A 21,187-nucleotide genomic window follows, 5' to 3' on the forward strand; every position below is an offset into this window, starting at 1 on the left:
GTGCGAGGCCTGGTGCGAGGCCTGCGGTGTCAGGCCTTCGGACGCGGCGGCGCGGTCGAACCGCGCACCACCAGCTCGGGGCTGAAACCCTCGTTGGGCAGCGGCCGGCTCGGTGCGTGCTCGCGGATTTCCTGCAGCAGGCGGTGCGCGGCGTGGCGGGCGATTTCCTGCGTCGCCTGCTTGGCCGTGGTCAGCGCCGGCCAGCTCTGCTTGGAGAACGGGCTGTCCTCGAAGCCGGCGATCGACAGGTCGTAAGGCACGTTCATGCCGCTGGACTTGGCTGCCGCCAGCACGCCGGCGGCGATCTCGTCGTTGCTGCCGAAGATCGCGGTCGGCCGGTCGGCCAGCGCGAACAGGCGGCGGGCGCCGCGGAAGCCGTCGTCGAAGGAGTAGTCGCCCTCGACCACCAGCTCCGGGTCGAGCGTGAAGCCGTACTCGTGCAGCGCTTCCTCGTAGCCCTTGTAGCGCTCCCAGGACGAGCCGTGCGACTTGCCGCCCCAGAGGAAACCGATGCGGCTGTGGCCGAGCTGGATCAGGTGCTCGGTGATCTCGTAGGCCGCGTCCTTGTCATCGACGTAGACGCAGGCGCTGCCGTCCTGCGGGTCGGCGGCCGCCGACACGATCCGGACCAGGCGCACGCCGTGGGCGACCAGCTCGGTCACCAGTTCGTTGCGCTCGGACATCGGCGGGGCCAGTACCAGACCGGCCAGGCGCGAATGCTGGACCAGGTCGATCAGCTCGCTGGCGAGGTTGGGCGAGGACGAATCGCAGGGGTGGATCTGCAGGCCGTAGCCGGTCTCGCGGCAGACCGACAGCACGCCGTTCTGCACCGCGATGACGTAATAGGGATTGGGGTTGTCGTAGACCAGGCCGAGCGCATAGTTCTGCGCGCTGCGCAGGCTGCGTGCCGACGGGTCGGGCTGGTAGCCCAGGTCGTCGATGGCGCGCTGCACGCGGGCACGGGTGCTCGCCTGCACGCTGGGTTCGTCGTTGATGACGCGCGAGACGGTCTTGAGCGACACCTCGGCGCGCTCTGCGACGTCTTTTATCGTGGGTCTGCGCACCGAAGCCTCGCGTGGTTCCGGCGGAGTTGCCGCCGGTGGAACCGCCGCGTCGTGTGACGCGGCGTAAAGACGACTAGCCTACCCACCAGCGCAGGTGATGTGAATCGAATTTCCTGCGTCGCCAACAGCATCCGGTGGCGTGTGGACTGGTCGCACGGATGGTCAGCCGCGCTGCGAAGCCGGCGCACCGCTGGCGACGGCGGGAGCATGGCCAACGCTGTGCCCGCGCAGCGCGAAGTACAGGATGTACAGGTAGCACGGCACCATCAGCAGCACGAACACGAGCTGGAAGTCGTGCTGCTGCTTGAAGTGCACGAACAGCTGCGGAATCACCGCGCCGCCGGAAATGCCCATGATCAGCAGCGCAGACCCATATTCGGTGAGCCGGCCCAGGCCCTGGATCGCCAGCGGGAAGATTGCCGGCCACATCATCGCGTTGGCGAATCCCAGCGCGGCGACGAAGCCGACCGAAACGTAGCCGGTGGTCAGGAACGCACCGACGGCGAGCAGCACGCCCAGGATCGCCGAGAGCGACAGGTAGCGCTCCTGCGAGATGAAGCGCGGAATCGCGACCAGGCCGATCAGGTAGCCCAGCAGCATCCCGCCGAGCGTCAGCGAAGTGAAGAACTTGGTCTTGTCCAGCGGCAGGCCGAAGCCCTCGCCGTAGGTGCCGATCGCGTCGCCGGCCATCACTTCCACGCCGACGTAGACGAAGATGCACAGCGCGCCGAGCCACACGTGCGGGAACTGGAACAGGCTCTTCTTGCCGCCGAGCCTGCCGCTGTCGCCTTCGGAGTTGACGTCTTCCGGGCGGATCTCCGGCAGCGGCGAAAACAGGATCGCAACCGCCAGCAGGGCCAGCAGCCCGGCCATCAGCATGTACGGGTCGTGGATGCGCGCGGCGAACTCGTTGAGCAGCTGCTCCCTGGTCGCCGCATCGGCGCCTTCGACCTGCGCGGCGAGGTCGCCCATGCCGTGCATCACCAGCGTGCCGATGACGAGCGGGGCGAGGATGCCGGCGACCTTGTTGCAGATGCCCATCACCGCGATGCGCTGGGCCGCGCCCTCGATCGGGCCGAGGATGCTGATGTAGGGGTTGGAGGCGGTCTGCAGGATCGCCAGGCCGGCACCGATGATGAAGATGCCGGTCACCGCGCCGCCGTAGACCCGCGCCGTCGTGTACTGGCCGAACACCACCGCGCCTACGGCCATCAGGAACAGGCCCAGCGCCATGCCCTTCTTCATGCCGGTCTTCTTCAGGATCATCGAAGACGGCAATGCCAGCACGAAGTACGAAATGTAGAAGGCGAACGGAATCAGGAACGCCAGCGCTTCGCTGACGTTGAAGGCGAGCCTGGCGAACGAGATCAGCGGGCCGTTGAGCCAGGTGACGAAGCCGAAGATGAAGAACAGCGCGCCGATGATCGCGATCGAGCCGTAGTGGCTGCGCGAGCCGGTGGCGATGGTGGTGGACATTGGTTCCCCTCCCAAGGAATGCGGTCAATGTCGCACGATGACTCATGCGACATCCGTCGGCCAACGTTGTCACAAGTCGGGACGCCACGCTAGAGGCCCCTTCCTATAAGGGTTTCAGGGTCAGTCCCATGGTCACGCCTTGCTGCGTCGCAGCAAAAATCGACCCCGTCGGCGCCCGGATTCCGGCCTTTCTGACAATTTCGTAACTTTCTGTTGACAACGTTGTCAGAGGCGAGCCAAATTCGGCCCGTGCCGGTGGGGAACCGGCGCCAGCGGAGGGAACATGCAGTGGGATTCGAAGGAAACGCCAAGCCAGTCATGCCCTCTCGTGAGCGCGCAGCCCATGCGCGCCGGCCGCGGGTGAGCGCCGTGCCTACGCTCGTGCATCCCGATACCCGCTTCATCGCCGCCGACGTCGGTGGCACCCACACCCGCGTCGGCCTGGTCCGCGCCGGTGGTTCCGACGAATCGCACGTGGTGGTCCTGGCGCACCGCAAGTACGTCTGCGCCGACTACCCGAGCCTGGCCGCGATCCTGGCCGACTTCATCGCCGGCAACAGCGCCTGCGCCGGCATCGACCGGGTCGCCATCGCCAGCGCCGGCGTCGTCCTCGACGACGCGGTCATCAATTCCAACCTGCCGTGGCGCATTTCGCTGTCGCAGCTGCGCAGCGAGCTGCACCTGAGCGAGCTGCAGTACATCAACGACTTCCAGGCCGCCGCGCACGCCGCGCAGTGCATGGATCCGGGCGACTCGCTGCTGCTCACCCCGGGCGTCAGCGACGCCTCCGCCGGCCCGGTGCTGGTGGTGGGCCCGGGCACCGGCCTGGGCGCAGCGATCCGCATCCCGCATCGCGGTGGCACCGTGGTGCTGCCGACCGAAGCCGGCCACACCGCCTTCGCCCCGGGCAACGCCCGCGAAGCGGCGATGCTCGACTGGGCGCGCCAGCGTGGCCAGACGCATGTGCCGACCGAGCGCTTCGTTTCCGGCCCCGGCCTGGTGCACCTGTACGAGGCGATCTGCGCCATCGACGGCATCGAGCCGAGCCTGCGCGCCCCGGCCGCGATCACCGAGGCCGCGCGCCAGGGCGACGTGCCCGCACGCGAGGCCGTGATGACTTTCTGCGCCCTGCTGGGCAGCGTGATCGGCGACCTGATCACCGTCAGCAGCGCCAAGGCGGTGTTCATCGCCGGCGGCATCCTGCCGCGGCTGAAGGACTTCCTGCCGCAAAGCCAGTTCCATGCACGCCTGCTCGACAAAGGCGTGATGCATGCCGCGCTCGAGCGCGTACCGGTGCGGCTGATCGACAACGAGCGCCTTGGCGTCATCGGCGCGGCCAGCTGGTATCTCGAGCACTCGTCGCTGCAGGCAGGCGAATGAACCAGGCACGAAACAGCAGTTTCAGGACAACGGATCCGGGTCGCGGCACACGCCGGGCGCGGACCAGAAAACTGGCTCCGTAACGCCGACGCAAGAAACGGCATAGCGGAGTCGCACACAGCCCGTGGGAGGGAGAGCAATGAAAGTCCGCAAAACAGCACTATCGGCCAGTATCGTCCTTGCGCTGAGCATCGCCGGCAGCGCCGCCGCACAGCAGACCAGCACGTCCAGCGCCGACCAGCAGGCACCGGCCTCCTCGCAGGAGGCCACCGACATCGACGCGGTCGTCGTCACCGGCATCCGCGCCAGCCTGATGAAGTCGCTCGACACCAAGCGCAGCGCCGACGCCGTCGTCGAAGCGCTGACCGCCGAGGACATCGGTGACTTCCCGAACACCAACGTCGCCGAAGCGATGATGCAGATCCCGGGCGTCACCATCGACCGCCGCTTCGGCCAGGGCGAGCGCGTCAGCATCGACGGCACCGATCCCAGCCTCAACCTGACCTTCCTCGACGGCCACCCGGTGGCACAGTCGATCTGGTTGTTCGGCGAGCAGCCCAACCGCGGCTTCGACCAGACCCAGATCGCCTCGGAAATCATCGGCCGCCTGGAAGTGTTCAAGTCGCCTGAAGCCCGCCTGCCGGAAGGCAGCCTCGGCGGCACGGTGATGATGCACACCCGCAAGCCGCTGGACATGGATGCCAACAGCATCGCCGGCAGCATTGGCTACAACTACAGCGACCAGGCCAGCGAAGGCAAGCCGAGCGGCTCGATCCTGTATAGCTGGAAGAACGACGCCGAGACCATCGGCTTCAACGTCGCCGCCCAGCACTACGAAGAGCAGGTCGATCGCCAGGGCATCGAGATCTTCGGCTATGTCGACGCCTCGACCTTCGAGAACGTGACCGGGGTGAGCCCGGATGCGCAGGTTCCGAACTTCATCAACGCCGCATGGTTCCAGCAGGAGCGCAAGCGCGACAGCGTCGCCGCCAACCTGCAGTTCAAGGCCAACGACGACCTCGAGTTCAACCTGAGCGGGCTGTACATCAAGGAACAGTTCGATAACTACAACCAGTCGATGTACAACTTCCTGACGCTGACCGCCGACGAAGTCGACCAGCTGACCGAAGGCAACAACGGCATCGTCACCAGCGGTCATTCCGGCGCCGGCAGCAACGTGTTCTACGACAACAACGCCCGCGTTTCCGAGCCCACCACCAAGGGCCTGGACCTGACGTTCGACTACGACGGCGATGGCTGGGGCATGTCCGGCCAGATCGGCCAGAGCAAGGCCGACAACGACCTGGTCCAGTACTTCATCGAGCCGGCCTACCGCGGCGGTTTCAGCTGGGACATCAACAAGGGCATCACCTTCGACGATCCGGCGTCCGCACGTGACCCGGCACGCTGGCGCGCCGACGGCTTCTTCGGCAACACCGGCATCTTCAAGACCGAGTCGGAAGACAACTACGGTCAGCTCGACTTCAGCAAGAAGTTCACCGGCGGCGCGATCTATGAAGTGCAGGCCGGCGTGCGTCGCCACGAGCACAAGGAAGACTTCTCGCTCAACGTCTACGGCATCCCGCCGGTCGGCGACCTCTCGCAGGTCGGCACGATTGGCTTCGCCGACACGATGGACGGCTTCGACGGCTTCTCGAGCGATCACGGCAACCACATCTATGCCGGTCGCGACAACGTCATCAACTGGGTGAAGAACGCCCCGCCGAACTTCGCCAATCCGGATGCGGCCAGCTTCATCAACAACACGTACTCGATCGAGCAGACCAACACCGCCGCATACGCCCAGGCCAATTTCTCGGCTGACAACCTGCGCGGCAACCTCGGCATCCGCTACGTCCAGTCGGACATCGAAAGCACGGCATTCAACGTGGGCGGCGATCCGATCACGCTGCCGCCGCAGGCGGACTGGCTGCAGACCAGCAAGAGCGACAATGACTACTGGCTGCCGTCGGTCAACCTGATCTATGACGCCACCGACGATGTGGTCCTGCGTTTTGCCGTCGCCAAGGTCGTTGCCTGGGCGCCGTACAACCAGATGGCCAACAACATCTTCCTCAACGACACCACCCTGACCGGTTCGGGTGGCAATGCCGAGCTGGATGCGTACGAGTCGACCAACTTCAACCTGTCGGCCGAGTGGTACTTCGACGAAGGCGCACTGGCGGCGATCAACTTCTTCCACAAGGACATCGCCAACTTCATCGAGACCGACGCCCTGACCGAGCGCCAGTTCAACTCGACCAGCGACGACGTGGATCCGAACCCGAACGACGGCATCCCGACCCAGTTCCAGAACCTGGTCGCGGCTGGACTGTGCTCGGCCGATGGCTTCTGCGATTACAGCATCCAGCGTCCGCGTAACGCCGGCAGCGGCAATGTCGAGGGCGTGACCCTCAGCATCCAGCAGCCGTACGGCGACACCGGCTTCGGCCTGGTCGCCAGCTACACCTACGCCAATGGCGAGACCGCCGCCGGCAACGACCTGCCGTACCAGTCGGAAAACCAGGTCACCTTCAGCCCGTACTACGAGAAGGGTCCGCTGTCGGCGCGTCTGTCCTACGATTGGCGCAGCAGCTATCTGGCAGGTGGCTTCGTGTCCGGCGCACCGCCGGTCAGCGTCGACGCCTACGGTTCGCTCGGTGCAAGCCTGGGCTGGCGCTTCAACGACAACTGGCAGATCAACTTCGACGCGCAGAACCTGCTCGACGAGGAGTACTTCCAGTACTTCGGCGACAAGAGCCAGCCGGCCAACCGCTACCTGACCGGCCGTCGCTACGCACTGTCGTTGCAGTTCAAGTACTGATCACGGCGCAGTTGTCCGCGCCATGAGGTAAAAACAGCGGGCCCGGTCATTCCGGGCCCGCCGTTTGTTGGAATCCAGAGATTCGAAGTTCGCAGCTGGCGTCCGCACGATCACTACAGCTGACGTAGCCAGAAGAAGACGAAGAGGACGCGATGAAGCCGCAATCCGCATTGACCGCCGTGGCAACCATGACCCTCGCCATCGGCCTGGCTGCCTGCCAGCGACCCGACGCCACCAACGCCCCCGCCGTGGGCGAGACCACACCCGCGGCAGCGACGTCCGCCGCCGTAACGCCGGTCATCCCGCGCCCGGCCAAGGTCGAACCGGGCCAGGGCCGCTTCGTGCTTTCTCCGGATACGCGCATCGCGGTGGTCGGCGGTGACGCCGAGGCCACCCGCATTGCCAATGATTTCGCCGCGCGCCTGCAGAAGTCGCGCGGCTTTGCCCCTGTTGTCGGCACCGATGCCTCGGCGAAGATCACCCTCACCGTCGATCCCAAGGCGTCGCTACCCAGCGACGAGGCCTACACGCTCGACATCACCACCCAGGGCGTGAAGCTCACCGCGCGCGCGCCGGCCGGGCTGTTCTACGGCGCGGTCACGCTGTGGCAGCTGGCCACCGCCGATGGCGCGCAGGGCACCGCCGCGATCGCCGCCCAGCGCATCGAGGACGCACCGCGCTTCCAGTGGCGCGGCATGATGCTCGACGTCGCCCGCCATTTCCGCAGCACCGACGAGGTCAAGGCGCTGCTCGACCAGCTGGCGCTGCACAAGATCAACACCTTCCACTGGCATCTGACCGATGACCAGGGCTGGCGCATCGAGATCAAGAAGTACCCGAAGCTGACCGAAGTGGGCGGGTGCCGCATCCCGGCCGGTGCCGCCGGCCGCGATGCCAAGGGTGAGCCGAAGCCCTACTGCGGCTACTACACCCAGGACCAGATCCGCGACGTGGTGAAGTACGCCGCCGATCGTTACATCACCATCGTCCCGGAGCTCGACCTGCCCGGCCATGCGCAGGCCGCCATTGCCGCGTATCCCGAACTCGGTGTGACGGGCAAGGCGCCGCCGGTATCGCCCGACTGGGGCGTGCACACCTGGCTGTTCAACACCGAAGACGGCACCTTCACCTTCCTCGAGAACGTGCTCGACGAGATGATGGCGTTGTTCCCCGGCAAGTACATCCACCTCGGCGGCGACGAGGCCGCGAAGGACCAGTGGCAGCAGTCCGCGGCGGTGCAGGCAAAGATCCGCGAGCTCAAGCTCAAGGACGAGATGCAGCTGCAGAGCTGGTTCATGGGGCGCCTTGGCAACTACATCGAAACGCACGACCGCCGCCTGATCGGCTGGGACGAGATCCTCGAAGGCGGTCCGCCGGCCGATGCCACCGTGATGTCGTGGCGCGGCACCGACGGCGCGATCGAAGCGGCGCGCGCAGGCCACGACGTGGTGCTGGCGCCGTCGCCGGACCTGTACCTCGACCACATCCAGAGCGAGTTGCCGGACGAGAACCCCGGTCGCCTCGACGTGTTCACGCTGAAGCAGTACTACAGCTACAACGTCATCCCGGCGCAGCTCAATCCGGAGCAGGCCAAGCACGTGCTCGGCGCGCAGGCCAACCTGTGGACCGAGCACCAGCGCACCAACGAACGCATGCAGCGCGCGGCATTCCCGCGCGTGGCGGCATTGGCCGAGAACGTCTGGACGCCGACCAGCCGACACGATTGGCAGGACTTCCTGCAGCGCATGGTGCCGGACATGGCGCGCTATCGCGCCAGCGGTTTCCAGGCCTCCGACAGCGCCTTCGCCGTGCGCTTCGCCGCGGCCCCGGCGGCTGATGGCAAGGGCGCGCTGACGTTGTCCACCCAAAGCCAGTTCGGTGAAATCCGCTACACCACGGACGGCAGCGAACCGACGGCGTCGTCGCCGGCGTACAGCCAGCCGCTGACCGTGGCCGTGCCGACGACCGTCACCGCCAACGCCTTCGCCGACGGCATCGCCGTAGCCGCGCCGCGCAAGTTCACCGTCGACCTGCGCAGCCTGCGCTCGCGTGGAAGCCACGTCCTGCAGTCGTGCAAGAAGGGCCTGGCGCTGCGCATGGAAGACGACGCGCCGGCCGCCGGCGAGGGCAGCGAGCGCGCCCTGCTGCTGGCCGACGTGTTCGATCCGTGCTGAGTCTACGACGACGCCGAACTCGATGGCATGACTCATCTGGAAGTCCGGGTCGGGCAGCTGCCGCACAACTTCCAGTTGTGGCGCGATGCCAAGCTGGTGGTCACGCGTCCGGCCACTGTCCCCGGCGGTGCCCTGGAAGTGCGCCTGGACGGTTGCGAGGGCAAGCCGGTGGCGACGCTGCCGCTGGCCCCGGCGCGCAAGTCCGACGGCCTGACCACCCTGCAGGCGACGCTGCCGGCCACCACCGGCAAGCACGACCTGTGCTTCATCTTCGCCTCGGGCGAGTACAACCCGATGTGGGTCGTGGACGAGGTCGCGCTGCTGCCCTGAGGCCTGCCGGCGCCGTGTGGGAGCGGCTCCGGGCCGCGAGGGCCGGTTGGCCCTTCGGGACCGGGGGCCCTCCCACAGCTTTGCCAGTGCTGCCCTCCGGCTTGCCGGGGGGCGGCCAATCGGCGCAACCGCACGCGCCGAGCGTGACGCGGCGCGCCAATTGCGGGTTAGGATTGGCCCGTTACAGGGGACCCCACACATGCTTGCTCGCAGCCTACTCATGACGGCCTTGTTGGCCGCCACCGGCGCCGTGTCGGCGCAAACCTTGCCCAAGCCGGCCGAGTTTTATTTCGCCGCCGATGCCAATACCGTCAAACCGGTGATCGCCGTGCGCGAAACCGGCGACGTGGCGATGGAAAAACTCGCCAAGACCGTCGAGCGCAACCCGCGCGCCAAGGCCGAGGTCGCGCAGCTCGCGCACCTGGCAATGGATGCCGGACGCGCCGACCTCGGTCGCCAGCTCTATGCGCGCGCACTGCGACAGATCGATCGCAGCGACGGCATGTGGCGATCGGTGATCTGGAACTACGGCTGGGACCTGTATCGCACCGGCGACAGCGAAGGCGCGTTCGCGCAGTGGCGCACGCTGCTGGAAGCGCGCAGCGTGACTGCTTCGTGGATTCCGCCGACCTTCGCCATCGCGCTGTGGTCGCTGGGCCGCAAGGACGAAGCCGTGCAGTGGTATGCCGCGGCGGTACGCACCGAGCCGCAGCAGTGGAACACGGCGAGCCAGTTCGCGCGCCTGCTGCCGGAGTGGCGCGAAGACGAGCGCGCCACGCTGACCGAAGTGCAGGCCGCCTGGGCCGCCAATCCGCCGACCTTGCCTTGATGGGGTGACCCCGCGCTGACGGGGTCATTCCTTCCTTCGACTTCGCTGCGCTACGCTCAGGACGAACGGTGTTTATCCAGGCCCCGTTCGTCCTGAGCGTAGCGGCGTAGCCGCGAAGTCGAAGGAAGCGAAGCCCATCCGCCCCCGTATCCGCCGCGAATGGGCAAACCGGCACGGTCGCCAGCACGGCGGCCCGCGCTAGGATGCGTTTTTCCCATGCGGATCACCCGGCATGCGTCTGCTGTTCACCGCTGTCCTCCTGAGCCTCCCTCTTTCCGCCATGTGCGCCGACCGCATCACCGGCAAGCCCTTCGCCACTCGCAGCGAGGTCTACGCCCCGCATGCGATCGCCGCGACCTCGCATCCGCTGGCCACGCAGATCGCGCTGGACGTGATGAAGAACGGTGGCAGCGCGGTCGATGCCGCGATCGCCGCCAACGCCGCGCTTGGCCTGATGGAGCCGACCGGCAGTGGTGTCGGCGGTGACCTGTTCGCGATCGTCTGGGATCCGAAGACGAAGAAGCTGTACGGCTACAACGGCTCGGGCCGTTCGCCCAAGTCGCTGACCCTGGCCGAGTTCCAGCGTCGCGGCCTGACCGACATCCCGCCGCATGGCCCGCTGCCGGTGACGGTGCCCGGCGCGGTCGATGCCTGGTTCGCGCTGCATGGCCGCTTTGGTCGCAAGCCTATCGCCGACGACCTTGCGCCGGCCATCCGCTATGCCCGCGAAGGCCATCCGGTCCACGAAGTGATCGCCTATTACTGGGGTCGCAGCGTGCCGACGCTGTCGAAGTGGCCGGGCTTCACCGAGCAGTTCACGATCGACGGCGGCGGTACCGGTAAAAGACGCGGCCCGCAGACCGGCGAGATGTGGCGCAACCCGAACCTCGCCAACACCCTCGAGAAAATCGCCAAGGGCGGCCGCGATGCGTTCTACAAGGGCGACATCGCCCGCACCATCGACGCCTACTTCAAGGCCAACGGCGGCTTCCTCAGCTACGACGACATGGCTTCGCACCAGGGCGAATGGGTCGAGCCGGTCAGCACCGACTACCGCGGCTACGACGTCTGGGAACTGCCGCCCAATGGCCAGGGCATCGCCGCGCTGCAGATCCTCAACCTGCTCGAGCCCTATGACATGAAGTCCTACGGCTTCGGCAGCCCCGAGCACGTGCACCTGTTCGCCGAGGCCAAGAAGCTCGCCTTCGCCGATCGCGCGCGCTGGTATGCCGATCCGGCTTTCGTCGGTGCGTCCGCCGGATCGACGGTGAAGAAGCTGATCTCCAAGGACTACGCCGCCCAGCGCGGCAAGCTGATCTCGATGGACAAGGCCGCCAGGGAAGTCCAGCCGGCCACGCCGAAGGAACTCGACGAGGGCGACACCATCTACATGACCGTCGCCGATTCCGACGGCATGATGGTGTCGCTGATCCAGTCCAACTATCGCGGCATGGGCAGCGGCATGGCACCGCCGGGACTGGGCTTCATCTTCCAGGACCGTGGCGAGCAGTTCGTGCTCAAGGAAGGCCACCCCAATTCGTTCGAGCCGGGCAAGCGCCCGTTCCACACCATCATCCCGGCGTTCGTGACCAAGGGCGGCAAGCCGTGGCTGAGTTTCGGCGTGATGGGTGGCGCGATGCAGCCGCAGGGCCACGTGCAGATCCTGCTCAACCTGATCGACTTCGGCATGAACCTGCAGGAAGCCGGCGATGCGCCGCGCATCCAGCACGACGGCAGCACCGAGCCGGCCGGGCAGGCGACGGTGATGAGCGACGGCGGCGAGCTCGACCTGGAAACCGGCTACTCCTACGAGACCGTGCGCGCACTGATGCGCAAGGGTCACTCGGTGCGCTTCGCCGACGGCCCGTACGGCGGCTACCAGGCCATCATGGTCAATCCCAACGGCGGCTACGTCGGCGCCAGCGAATCGCGCAAGGACGGCCAGGCGGCAGGCTACTGACATGCAATCTCCCGAGGTGACGGCGCTGCTGCGTCGCGCCTGGGCGGCGCTGCAGCAGGGCCAGCCGGTCGCGGCCCGCGCCGATTGCGAAGCGGCCCTGCAGCGGGCGCCGGAGTCGTTCGACGCCTGGCGCCTGTATGCCGTGGTGCTGCAGGGGCAGGGCGACACCGGCCGTTGCCGCGGCGCGCTCGAACGCGCGCTGGCGCTGCGTCCCGGCGACGGCGGTACCGCCCTCGACCTGGGTACGTTGTGGCTGCAGTCCGGTGACGGCGCCACCGCCTTGCCGTTGCTGGCAACTGCCATGCGCGCGTTGCCGGAGGAACCGCGCGCGGCATTCCGCTACGGCACGGCGGCCTTCCTGTGCGCTGATTTCGCTGCCGCCGCGTCCGGCTTCGAAGCCGCGACCCGGCTCGACCCGCAGTGGACCCAGGCCTGGAACAACCTCGCCGCCGCGCGCGGGCGATTGCAGCAATACCCGTCGGCGATCACGGCTGCGCGCAATGCGCTGCGACTGGATCCCAATGCCGCCAGCTCGCACCAGGCGCTGGCTTCGCTGCTGTCGAACCTGTTCGACCGCCCCTCGCTGGAGGAAGGCCTGCGCTGTGCGCTGCGCGCGTTGCAGCTCGATCCGTCACTGGCCGAGGCACACCGCAACGCCGCCATCGTGCTGCGCAAGCTCGGCGAGCCGGCGCGCGCGGAAGCGCACGCACGACAAGCGCTGCAACGGGCACCGCGCGATATCGACACCATCGACACGCTGGGCGAGCAACTGCTGCTCAACGGCGACACCGCCGGCGCCGTGGCGACCTACGCACAGGCGCTGGCCGCGGGCGTGAACTCGCCGATCCTGCAGCGCCAGCACGGCATCGCCCTGCTCCAGGACGGTCAACCGCAGCCGGCCAGCGCAGCGTTGTCGCAGGCATTGCAGGCGCAACCGGACGACCAGCGCGCAATCGCCCACCTCGGCGTCGCCCTGGCGGCGCAGGGTCGGGCCACCGCCGCGAGCCAATGGCTGGGCCTGCATCGGCACGTGCACGCCGTGGAGCTGTCGCCGCCGGATGCGTACATCGATCGCGACAGCTTCCATACCGCACTGGCCGCCGACATCCGCCGCCACAGCCAGCAGCGCTGGGAACCGGCCGGACTGGCGGCGCGCAATGCCTATCTCAGCGGCGATCTGCTCGCCGACCGCACCACCGCGATCGTCGGCTTCGAGGAACGATTGCGCGCGGCGATCGAAGCCTTCGTGCAGCGCTGCCGCGCACAGGCGGCCGGCGAGCGCGCCGACAACAACGTCCCAGGGGACGCGCTCCCAGGCGACATGTTCCTGCGCAACGTGCCGGGCAATTACCGCCTGCACGTCTGGGCGACCCAGGCCGCCGAGCGCGGCTACATCGACACCCACATCCACGAGGACTCGTGGTTGTCAGGCGCCTATTACGTGGAGTTGCCGCCGGCGATCCGTGCCGATGACAGCAGCCATGCCGGCTGGATCGAGTTCGGCCGGCCGTTCGGCAAGCTTCCGCAATGGCCGGAGTCGGAGCTGCGCCGGGTCTGCCCTGAGGCAGGCACGCTGCTGCTGTTCCCGTCCTACCTGTTCCATCGGACGCTGCCTTACAGCGGCAGCGGCGAACGCATCAGCATTTCCTTCGACCTGGCCGCCATCTGAGGGCAGCCTTCTGGTCCGACCGCCGGCCTGTCAGTCCGCCGGCACCGTCCGCCCGTTGGCCCATTCGCGCAGCGACTGCACCTGCTCGGCCATCAGCACCGACAACGGTCGGGTCTGCTTGATCTCGGCGCGCAGGGTGAAGTCGTTCAATGGCGCCTGTGCCGCGTGCGCCGAGTACAGCGCGGCGACGATGGCCTGCTCGATCTCGGCGCCGGAAAAGCCATCGCTGGCCGCGACCAGCGAGGCCATCTCGAAGCTGGTCGGATCCAGCGAGCGCCGGCGCAGGTGCAGGCCGAACAGCTGCTCGCGCGCGGCCGCGTCGGGCAGGTCGACGAAGAAGATCTCGTCGAAGCGGCCCTTGCGCAGCAGCTCCGGCGGCAGCGCATCGATCTGGTTGGCGGTGGCGACCAGGAACACCCGCGACTTGCGCTCGGCCATCCACGTCAGCAGGTAGCCCAGCACGCGGCGCGAGACGCCGCCGTCGCTGTCGCCGCCGTCGCCGGCCAAGCCCTTCTCGATCTCGTCGATCCACAGCACGCACGGTTCCAGCTGCTCGGCCGAGGTCAACGCCGCGCGCAGGTTCTTCTCGGTCTCGCCATGGAACTTGTCGTAGAGCGTGCCGAAGTCCAGCCGCACCAGTGGCACGCCGAAGCCGGCGGCGACGGCCTTGGCGAGCATCGACTTGCCGCAGCCCTGCACGCCCAGCAACAGCACGCCCTTGGGCGGGTCGAGCCCGGGCGGCGCCTCGCCGCTGGTGAACACGCCGCGACGCTGCTCGATCCAGCGCTTGAAGCGGCGCGCACCGGCGACCTCTTCCATGCGCGCGCTGTCGTACTCGTAGTGCAGGTGGCCGCTGCGGTTGAGCAGCTCGAACTTGAGCTTGGCCAACTGCGGCAGGTCGCCCGGGCCGAGCGCACCGTCGTCGTGCAGCAGGTGGCGGGTGATGCGACGTGCATCGATCGGGTCGAGGCCGCGCAGGTTGCGCACGATCTGCTTCACCGCCTCGGCGTCGGCTTCGACCCGGCGCCCGCCATGCTCGCGGGCGTAGGCCTCGGCCTCCTCGCGCACCAGCTTGAGCAGTGCATTGGCGTCGGGCAGGCGCGGCGTGAAGCGCACGGCCAGTGCATCCAGTTCCGGCGGCAGTTCGACCTTGTGGCCGACCAGCACCAGCACGTGCGGCTGGCAGTCGCGGCGCTGGATGATGTCGCGCAGCAGGCGCTGGGTGCTGGCGTAGCCCAGGTAGGGATGGATATCCAGCAACAGGTAGATGCCGCGCTGGGTGGCATCGCGGATCGCATGCAGCGTGGTGGACGCATCCGGCGCGACTTCCGGCGGGTCTTCCTTGTCCAAGTCGATCCGGCGCAGGCCCTCGGTGATCGACCAGCGGTGCAGCGCGCGCCACACCTGCATCAGTGCTTGCCGGAACAGTTCGACCACGCGCGCCTCGTCGCGGGTCTCGATGACGATCAGGGGAGTGTTTGCGCGGATAAGCGCGGTCAGGTCCTGCAGTTCGCTCATCGCGCGTGGCTTTCCGGGGCGTCCGTGTCGGTGATTGATGATAGCGGCAGCACCGGCGGATTAGAGGCCGGGCGAAGGCGCCAAGCGCCGAAGTACCATGCCCGTTCCCACGCACGGACCCGAACATGGCCTTCGACGCCTTCGCCCTGATCCTGGCGATGCTGGTGCTGGGCTATGTCTTCCAGCGCCTGCGCGCATTGCCGGCGGATGCGGGGCGGACCCTGAACCTGGTGGTCCTGTACGTCTGCCTGCCGGCTGCAGTGCTGCGCTACGCCCCGCGCCTGCAGCTGGAACCGGCGTTGCTGGCCGTCGCCGCGGTGCCGTGGCTGCTGCTCGGCGCAACCGTGGTGCTGGTCTGCCTGCTGTCGCGATGGCTGCGCCTGCGCCGCGACGAGCACGCCGTGCTGCTGCTAACTGTCGCCCTGGGCAACACCAGCTTCCTCGGCTATCCGCTGACGCGCGCGCTGATCGGCGAGCACGCGCTGCCATACGCCGTGGTCTACGACCAGTTCGGCGTGTTCCTGATGCTGTCGACCTTCGGCCTGTGGGTGCTGGCGCACTACGGCGGCGAACACACGCCCACTGCGCGCGACATGGCGCTGCGGGTAGTGAAGTTCCCGCCGCTGTGGGCACTGCTGGTCGGCTTCACCGTCATGCCCGAGCACCCGCCGGGCTGGATCGAGGGCGGCCTGCAACGGCTGTCCGAAGCGCTGTTGCCGCTGGCGATGCTGACGATAGGACTGTCGGTGCGGCTGACCCTGCCGCGCGACGAACTCAAGCCGCTGGCGGTCGGGCTGGCGCTGAAGCTGGCGCTGATGCCGGCCCTGGCTGTGCTGCTGGTGCCGCTGCTGGGGTTGCAGGGCGAGATGGCCCGCGCGACGGTGCTCGAATCGGCCATGCCGCCGATGGTCACCGCCGGCGCGCTCGCGATCGGCCACGGCCTGGCGCCGCGACTGGCGGCGGCGATGGTCGGTTACGGGGTGTTGCTGTCACTGTTGACCCTGCCGCTGTGGGCGCAGTGGGGTAGCTGACCCTCCCGGCGCGCTCATGCCATGGTTTCGCCGCAGCGCCCCGGTGTACGCTGCGGCTTCCATCCAGAGGGAGTTCGCATGAAGACCGTGCTGGTGGCCAGTTCCAAAGGGGGCGTGGGCAAGACCACGATCGCCACCCATATCGCCGCGCAATCGGCCATCGATGGCCTGCGTACCGCGCTGGTCGATGCCGATCCACAGGAATCCTCCACCCGCTGGGCACAGCGCCGCGCACTGCTCGACAGCGCCGTGTTGCCGCTCGACGGCACCCGCCGCAAGGCCTGGCGCAAGCAGCTGCCCGATGACACCCAGCGCCTCGTGATCGACGCACCTGCCGGCGCGATGGCCGACGATCTCGACAGCTTCCTCGACCAGGCCGACGCCATCCTCGTCCCGATCCAGCCCTCGGCGCTGGATATCGACGCCACCGTGCCGTTCCTGGATTCGCTGTCCCGCCACCCGCGGGTGCGCAAGGGCTCACTGCGCGTGGGCCTGGTCGGCAACAAGATCAAGCCGTGGACCAATGCCTCGCAGCAGGCGCTCGAGCTGCTGGCCGCCTGGCCGTACCCGGTGGTGGCGCAGCTTCGCGACAGCCAGGCCTATGTGGTCCTGACCGGACTGGGCAAGAGCCTGTTCGACTACCACTCCGCGCAGGTGCGCGAGCACCAGGACGACTGGCAGCCTTTGCTGAAGTGGTTGAAGAAACCGTGAGGAGAAAGTTGATCAGTTCGACATCACGCCGGTCGAGGATAATGCACGCTCGATCTTCATCCGATTCCTCGGTCCAGACGCGAAAAGGTAGCGACGCGAATGCGTGAATTGATCCTGCTGCGCCATGCCCACGCCGAACCTGCCGGTAACGGCCAGGCCGACCTGGACCGCCCCCTCTCGGCCGAAGGGCTGGCCGAGGCCGAAGCTGCCGGCCGCTGGCTGGCGGCCAACAAGCTGGTGCCCGACTGCGTGCTGTGTTCGCCCTCGCGGCGTACCCGCGAAACACTGGAAGCCGTGCTGGGCGCGATCGGCTATGTCGACCAGCGCATCGAACCGTCGATCTACGAGGCGACCCCGGGGACGCTGATCGCCCTCGCCGATACCCACGGCGAGTCCGAGCGCTTGATGGTGGTCGGCCACAACCCCGGTCTGGAACGACTGGCCGCGCTGCTGCACAGCGGCCAGTCCGGCGATTACCGCGGCATGCCGCCCGGCGGCATCGCCGTGCTGAGCGTGCCCGCCGGGACCAGCCTGGAGCCGGGAGTGGCCCAGCTCAGCGCTTTCTGGTGGCCGTGACGACGAGTTCGCGATGCGCCCCCGTGGCGCTGCTGTCCTGCGTGCTGATGTCGTGCCTGTGGACGTGCCTGTTATGGGGCTGGGGCTGGCCTGTGCTGGCCCGCCAGGCGTCGGCACCCGCTGCCGCGCCCGCAGCGGCGACGGTGCAGGCATTCGATACGCGCTACACGCGCTTTGGCTTCGAGCTGCGCACGCGCTGGGGCCAGCGCGTGGTCGGCGTCTTCCCGCAGTACGAGGGCGACGTGATGCTGTTGCCCGACGGCCGCCACCTGGTCCGCATCGTGCTGCGCACCAGCGCGGTCGTGGTCGCCGAATCCCAGCGCTACACCGCCATGGCGCGGGGTCCGGGCTTCTTCGATTCGGAACGCTACCCGCTGATCGAGTTCGAATCCGACCCGCATCCGCAGCAGCTGATCCAGTCCGGCGGCCGCCTGCGCGGCCGGTTGACGATCCATGGCGTCAGCCGGATCGAGTCGTTCGAGCTGTCGCCGGCGACGTGCGACCGGCCGGGCAAGGATTGCGAGGTGGTCGCCAGCGGCAGCATCAGCCGCTCTGACTACGGCCTCGACGGCTGGCAACTGGCCCTGACCGACCGGGTCCGCTTCACCATGCGCGTGCGCGTCATCGAGGCCAGGTGATGCCCAGGCAGCTGCGGTGGGCGGCGGTCGCATTGGCGCTGGCGGTGTCCGGCTGCGCCTCGCTGTCCAATGCCGAGCGCGACCGCGCCAGCGCGATGGTGGTCGCGGCGCGGCCAACACAGCTCGATTGCGTGCGCGACGACGCCTGCGCGCAAGCTTCGCCGCTGCGCCAGCTGGCCTCGCGTGCCTTCGCCGGATCGACCGAGCAGGCACCGCACCATTACGCGCTCATCCTCGATGTCGGCCCGGATGCCTTGCTGGCGCGTATCAACCTGATCCGCAGTGCCACCACCGCGATCGACCTGCAGACCTACATCTTCGACGAGGACGACGCCGGCCGGCTGGTGATGGACGAGCTGCTGGCCGCCGCGCGCCGTGGCGTGCGCGTGCGCGTGCTGATCGACCAGCTGTCGGCGCTCAAGCATGTCGACACGCTGGCGGCGCTGGCCGCTGCCCACGCCAACTTCGAGCTGCGCCTGTACAGCCCGGTGCTCGGCCGCGCCCAGACCAGCTACCCGCAGTACGCGCTGGCGGCCGCATGCTGCTGGAACAAGCTCAACCAGCGCATGCACACCAAGTTGCTGCTGGTCGACGGCGCCGTCGGCATCACCGGCGGCCGCAACTACCAGGACGACTATTACGACTGGGACGACGAGTACAACTTCCGCGACCGCGACCTGCTCGTCGCCGGTCCGGTCGCGCACGTGATGGGCGCGGACTTCTCGCTGTTCTGGAACGACCGCCGCAGCGTCCCGGTCGAACGCCTCAACGATGTCGGACATCGACTGCTCAATGGCGGCGTGCCGCCGTTGCCGGTCGCGGTGTACGAGCGGCCGCAACGTGCGCAGGCGATGCAGCGCGACGCCGCCGATGCCACCCTGGTCACGCAGCGACTGGCCCGGCAGGCGATGCTGGTGGGCGACGTGCGCTACATCTCCGACACCCCGGAGAAACACCACAGCAATGGCGCCGACCAGCAGGCGGTGGCATCGGGATCGCTGCGCGAGCTGATCGAGTCGGCGCGCAAGGAAGTGCTGTTGCAGACGCCCTACCTGGTGCTGTCGGATGCGGCGCAGGAAATGTTCCGGCAACTGCACCAGCGCCCGCGCGAGGAGCGGCCGCGCGTGATCGTCTCGACCAACAGCCTGGCCGCGACCGACGCCTTCATCGCCTACGCCCTGTCGTACAAGTACAAGCGCCGCTACCTGCGCGAGTTCGGCTTCAATATCTTCGAATACAAACCGTTCCCGCGTGATGCGCCGATCGATGTCGCCACCACCGGCGCGACCCTGCCGGCGTTCGATTCGTCGGGCGCGGGCGGCGACGTGGTGCCTGACGACGCAGCTCCCGACGGTTCCGATGCCGATCCGACCTCGCTGGAACCTGAGAACGCGCTGACCGGCGAAGGCATCGAGACCGAGCCGCCGGGCCGCGCGCCTGCAAGCCCGCAGCAGACGCACCGCGAGCTGCGCGAGCGTTACGACCGTCGCAGCGCGCTTGAACGCGAGCAGTACCGGCGCGCGCTGTCGCGCGAGTACACCGCGCTGCGCTACGGCTCACGCAAGGCCAACCAGCCGGTGCCGCTGGAACGTGCCGGCGTGCGCATCGGCATGCATGCCAAGTCGATGGTGATCGACGAGAGGATCGGCGTGGTCGGCACGCACAACTTCGATCCGCGCGGTGATCACTACAACACCGAGAGCGCGGTGGTGATCGAGGACGTGGCGTTCGCGCAGGCGTTGGCGCAGAGCATCCGTCGCGACATGGAGCCGGCCAACTCGTGGGTGATCGCGCGCCGCGACAAGCCGCCGGTGTTCTCCGGCCTGGACTATTCGATCGGCAAGATGTTCGAGGCGATGCCGATCTTCGACCTGTGGCCGATGCGCTATGCCACCAGCTACGAGTTCGTTCCCGGACCGGAGTGCCCGCAGCCGTTGCTGCCGAGCGATCCGGGCTTTCGCGCCTGCTACACCCCGGTCGGTGACTTTCCGGAAGTGGCGCTGGGGCTGAAGGGGATCACCACGCGGATCTTCACCGCGTTCGGCGCGGGGCTGGCCCCGATTCTCTGAGGCTGGGCAGCCCCTTTCAGGACTCCAGGCAACTACGGGGACAGCTCCGTGGCCCCGTCCGGGACCACCTTGGGTCCGGTTTCGCGCACTGGCCACTTCGACCCCCGCCCGCGAGTCCCCATTCAGCATGCTTACCGTGACGCCCGTCACTGTCCCTGTTGGCCCGGATCGGGGGTCTCCGGGCCGTCAGCGTGACCCGGAGCGATCACCCCTGCCATCAGTCATGGCAACGGTTCGCTCGAAATAACTATCTATATCAGCAAGTTCCGAATGCGGTCCCGCTTCACCAGGTAGGTCTTCGGTGGGGTGACTTCTGGCCCATGGCGGAATCGATCTGGTGTTGTAGTCTACCAACACACCAAGTCACACCCCCACTGACAAAGGACAACGCCATGAACGCCATCCGCCTCTCCAACCTGTTTGCCAAGCCGGCCGCCCCGGCCCGCCTGACTGCCAACCTGCTCAACGCCGCCCCGGCCCGCGCCCATCGCGAACGCGATTTCGGCATCGGCTACGGCAACAGCAGTGGCTATGCCAGCAACCGCCGCTACACCTCCGAGTGGGGCCCGACGCGCTTCCGTTGCGCCTGAACCGCTACTCGCCACACCGCAATACCTCTTCGCCAGGACCACGCCATGAACGCCTTCACCCGCACCCCGACCGTCCCCGTCTCCGCTGCTCCGCGCTCGAACGTAGTTCCGATGCCGCAGCGCCATGTTCACCGCGAGCGTGACTTCGGCGTCGGCTACGGCAACAGCAGCGGCTATGCCACCAGCCGCCACTACGCCCAGGACTGGATGCAGCCGCGCTTCCGTTGCGCGTGATCCGAGCGAAGAACCCACCGGATGAACGTATCGAATGACGCTGTCGCAGCAGTAACTCCTGATCAGCACCAACCGCTCCACCCGTACCACCGCTCCACACAAGGCACCTCTCAC

At 67.7% G+C, this 21,187-nt stretch carries 17 protein-coding genes; 14 read left to right on the top strand and 3 right to left on the bottom strand.

Annotation, left to right across the window (positions count from 1 at the left end; all coding sequences use genetic code 11):
- Positions 1–29 precede the first annotated feature (29 nt).
- Entirely contained in the window at positions 30–1,064 is a 1,035-nt protein-coding gene (locus HIV01_RS14275) for a LacI family DNA-binding transcriptional regulator (protein WP_200608155.1), read from the bottom strand.
- A gap of 162 nt (positions 1,065–1,226) precedes the next feature.
- Positions 1,227–2,540 (bottom strand): sugar MFS transporter, encoded by a 1,314-nt coding sequence (locus HIV01_RS14280; RefSeq protein WP_207526977.1) that lies wholly within the window; start codon positions 2,538–2,540, stop codon positions 1,227–1,229.
- 369 nt (positions 2,541–2,909) lie between these two features.
- Between HIV01_RS14280 and HIV01_RS14285 the strand changes: the two genes are divergently transcribed.
- The 7 genes from HIV01_RS14285 (at position 2,910) to HIV01_RS14315 (ending at position 13,706) form a co-directional block, all read left to right on the top strand.
- Entirely contained in the window at positions 2,910–3,920 is a 1,011-nt protein-coding gene (locus HIV01_RS14285) for a glucokinase (protein WP_245156816.1), read from the top strand.
- Positions 3,921–4,059: 139 nt separating this feature from the next.
- Positions 4,060–6,744 (top strand): TonB-dependent receptor, encoded by a 2,685-nt coding sequence (locus tag HIV01_RS14290; protein ID WP_200608161.1) that lies wholly within the window; start codon positions 4,060–4,062, stop codon positions 6,742–6,744.
- A 152-nt stretch (positions 6,745–6,896) separates the two neighbouring features.
- The gene (locus HIV01_RS14295; RefSeq protein WP_207526978.1) at positions 6,897–8,918 is read left to right on the top strand and encodes a beta-N-acetylhexosaminidase; all 2,022 of its coding nucleotides are present in this window, start codon (positions 6,897–6,899) and stop codon (positions 8,916–8,918) included.
- Between the two features lie 27 nt (positions 8,919–8,945).
- The gene (locus HIV01_RS14300; protein WP_207526979.1) at positions 8,946–9,248 is read left to right on the top strand and encodes a carbohydrate-binding protein; all 303 of its coding nucleotides are present in this window, start codon (positions 8,946–8,948) and stop codon (positions 9,246–9,248) included.
- Between the two features lie 220 nt (positions 9,249–9,468).
- Positions 9,469–10,077, top strand: coding sequence for a tetratricopeptide repeat protein (locus HIV01_RS14305; RefSeq protein ID WP_207526980.1), 609 nt, complete (start codon positions 9,469–9,471; stop codon positions 10,075–10,077).
- Positions 10,078–10,309: 232 nt separating this feature from the next.
- On the top strand, positions 10,310–12,037 hold the full coding sequence (gene ggt / locus HIV01_RS14310; RefSeq protein ID WP_200608166.1) for a gamma-glutamyltransferase: 1,728 nt from the start codon (positions 10,310–10,312) through the stop codon (positions 12,035–12,037).
- 1 nt (position 12,038) lies between these two features.
- On the top strand, positions 12,039–13,706 hold the full coding sequence (locus HIV01_RS14315; RefSeq protein WP_200608168.1) for a putative 2OG-Fe(II) oxygenase: 1,668 nt from the start codon (positions 12,039–12,041) through the stop codon (positions 13,704–13,706).
- A 30-nt stretch (positions 13,707–13,736) separates the two neighbouring features.
- On the opposite strand, the gene HIV01_RS14320 is transcribed toward HIV01_RS14315, so the two are convergent.
- Entirely contained in the window at positions 13,737–15,224 is a 1,488-nt protein-coding gene (locus HIV01_RS14320) for an AAA family ATPase (RefSeq protein ID WP_200608170.1), read from the bottom strand.
- A gap of 125 nt (positions 15,225–15,349) precedes the next feature.
- Between HIV01_RS14320 and HIV01_RS14325 the strand changes: the two genes are divergently transcribed.
- The 7 genes from HIV01_RS14325 (at position 15,350) to HIV01_RS14355 (ending at position 21,073) form a co-directional block, all read left to right on the top strand.
- Positions 15,350–16,255, top strand: coding sequence for an AEC family transporter (locus tag HIV01_RS14325; RefSeq protein ID WP_200608171.1), 906 nt, complete (start codon positions 15,350–15,352; stop codon positions 16,253–16,255).
- Positions 16,256–16,333: 78 nt separating this feature from the next.
- Positions 16,334–16,966, top strand: coding sequence for a ParA family protein (locus HIV01_RS14330; RefSeq protein WP_200608173.1), 633 nt, complete (start codon positions 16,334–16,336; stop codon positions 16,964–16,966).
- A 99-nt stretch (positions 16,967–17,065) separates the two neighbouring features.
- On the top strand, positions 17,066–17,542 hold the full coding sequence (locus HIV01_RS14335) for a SixA phosphatase family protein (protein WP_200608174.1): 477 nt from the start codon (positions 17,066–17,068) through the stop codon (positions 17,540–17,542).
- A gap of 23 nt (positions 17,543–17,565) precedes the next feature.
- Entirely contained in the window at positions 17,566–18,180 is a 615-nt protein-coding gene (locus HIV01_RS14340; protein ID WP_200608176.1) for a YceI family protein, read from the top strand.
- Positions 18,180–20,249 carry a phospholipase D family protein gene (locus HIV01_RS14345; protein ID WP_200608178.1) on the top strand — a complete coding sequence of 690 codons (2,070 nt, stop codon included), beginning with the start codon at positions 18,180–18,182 and terminating at the stop codon, positions 20,247–20,249. Before HIV01_RS14340 ends, HIV01_RS14345 begins: the two co-directional genes overlap by 1 nt.
- A 392-nt stretch (positions 20,250–20,641) precedes the next feature.
- Complete coding sequence (locus tag HIV01_RS14350) at positions 20,642–20,839, top strand: hypothetical protein (RefSeq protein WP_200608180.1); 198 nt, start codon at positions 20,642–20,644, stop codon at positions 20,837–20,839.
- A 45-nt stretch (positions 20,840–20,884) separates the two neighbouring features.
- Positions 20,885–21,073: a hypothetical protein gene (locus HIV01_RS14355; protein WP_200608182.1), complete on the top strand. Its 189-nt coding sequence runs from the start codon at positions 20,885–20,887 to the stop codon at positions 21,071–21,073.
- The last annotated feature ends 114 nt before the right edge of the window (positions 21,074–21,187 follow it).

It is taken from the genome of Lysobacter arenosi, assembly GCF_016613475.2.
Lineage (GTDB): Bacteria > Pseudomonadota > Gammaproteobacteria > Xanthomonadales > Xanthomonadaceae > Lysobacter_J > Lysobacter_J arenosi.

Bases quoted from the DNA above. Each gene is read 5' to 3' on its own strand.
- HIV01_RS14280 (WP_207526977.1), bottom strand. From the start codon at position 2,540: ATGTCCACCACCATCGCCACCGGCTCGCGCAGCCACTACGGCTCGATC.
- ggt (WP_200608166.1), top strand. From the start codon at position 10,310: ATGCGTCTGCTGTTCACCGCTGTCCTCCTGAGCCTCCCTCTTTCCGCC.
- HIV01_RS14325 (WP_200608171.1), top strand. From the start codon at position 15,350: ATGGCCTTCGACGCCTTCGCCCTGATCCTGGCGATGCTGGTGCTGGGC.
- HIV01_RS14350 (WP_200608180.1), top strand. From the start codon at position 20,642: ATGAACGCCATCCGCCTCTCCAACCTGTTTGCCAAGCCGGCCGCCCCG.
- HIV01_RS14355 (WP_200608182.1), top strand. From the start codon at position 20,885: ATGAACGCCTTCACCCGCACCCCGACCGTCCCCGTCTCCGCTGCTCCG.
- HIV01_RS14335 (WP_200608174.1), top strand. From the start codon at position 17,066: ATGCGTGAATTGATCCTGCTGCGCCATGCCCACGCCGAACCTGCCGGT.
- HIV01_RS14290 (WP_200608161.1), top strand. From the start codon at position 4,060: ATGAAAGTCCGCAAAACAGCACTATCGGCCAGTATCGTCCTTGCGCTG.
- HIV01_RS14345 (WP_200608178.1), top strand. From the start codon at position 18,180: ATGCCCAGGCAGCTGCGGTGGGCGGCGGTCGCATTGGCGCTGGCGGTG.
- HIV01_RS14330 (WP_200608173.1), top strand. From the start codon at position 16,334: ATGAAGACCGTGCTGGTGGCCAGTTCCAAAGGGGGCGTGGGCAAGACC.
- HIV01_RS14315 (WP_200608168.1), top strand. From the start codon at position 12,039: ATGCAATCTCCCGAGGTGACGGCGCTGCTGCGTCGCGCCTGGGCGGCG.
- HIV01_RS14305 (WP_207526980.1), top strand. From the start codon at position 9,469: ATGACGGCCTTGTTGGCCGCCACCGGCGCCGTGTCGGCGCAAACCTTG.
- HIV01_RS14295 (WP_207526978.1), top strand. From the start codon at position 6,897: ATGAAGCCGCAATCCGCATTGACCGCCGTGGCAACCATGACCCTCGCC.
- HIV01_RS14320 (WP_200608170.1), bottom strand. From the start codon at position 15,224: ATGAGCGAACTGCAGGACCTGACCGCGCTTATCCGCGCAAACACTCCC.
- HIV01_RS14300 (WP_207526979.1), top strand. From the start codon at position 8,946: ATGACTCATCTGGAAGTCCGGGTCGGGCAGCTGCCGCACAACTTCCAG.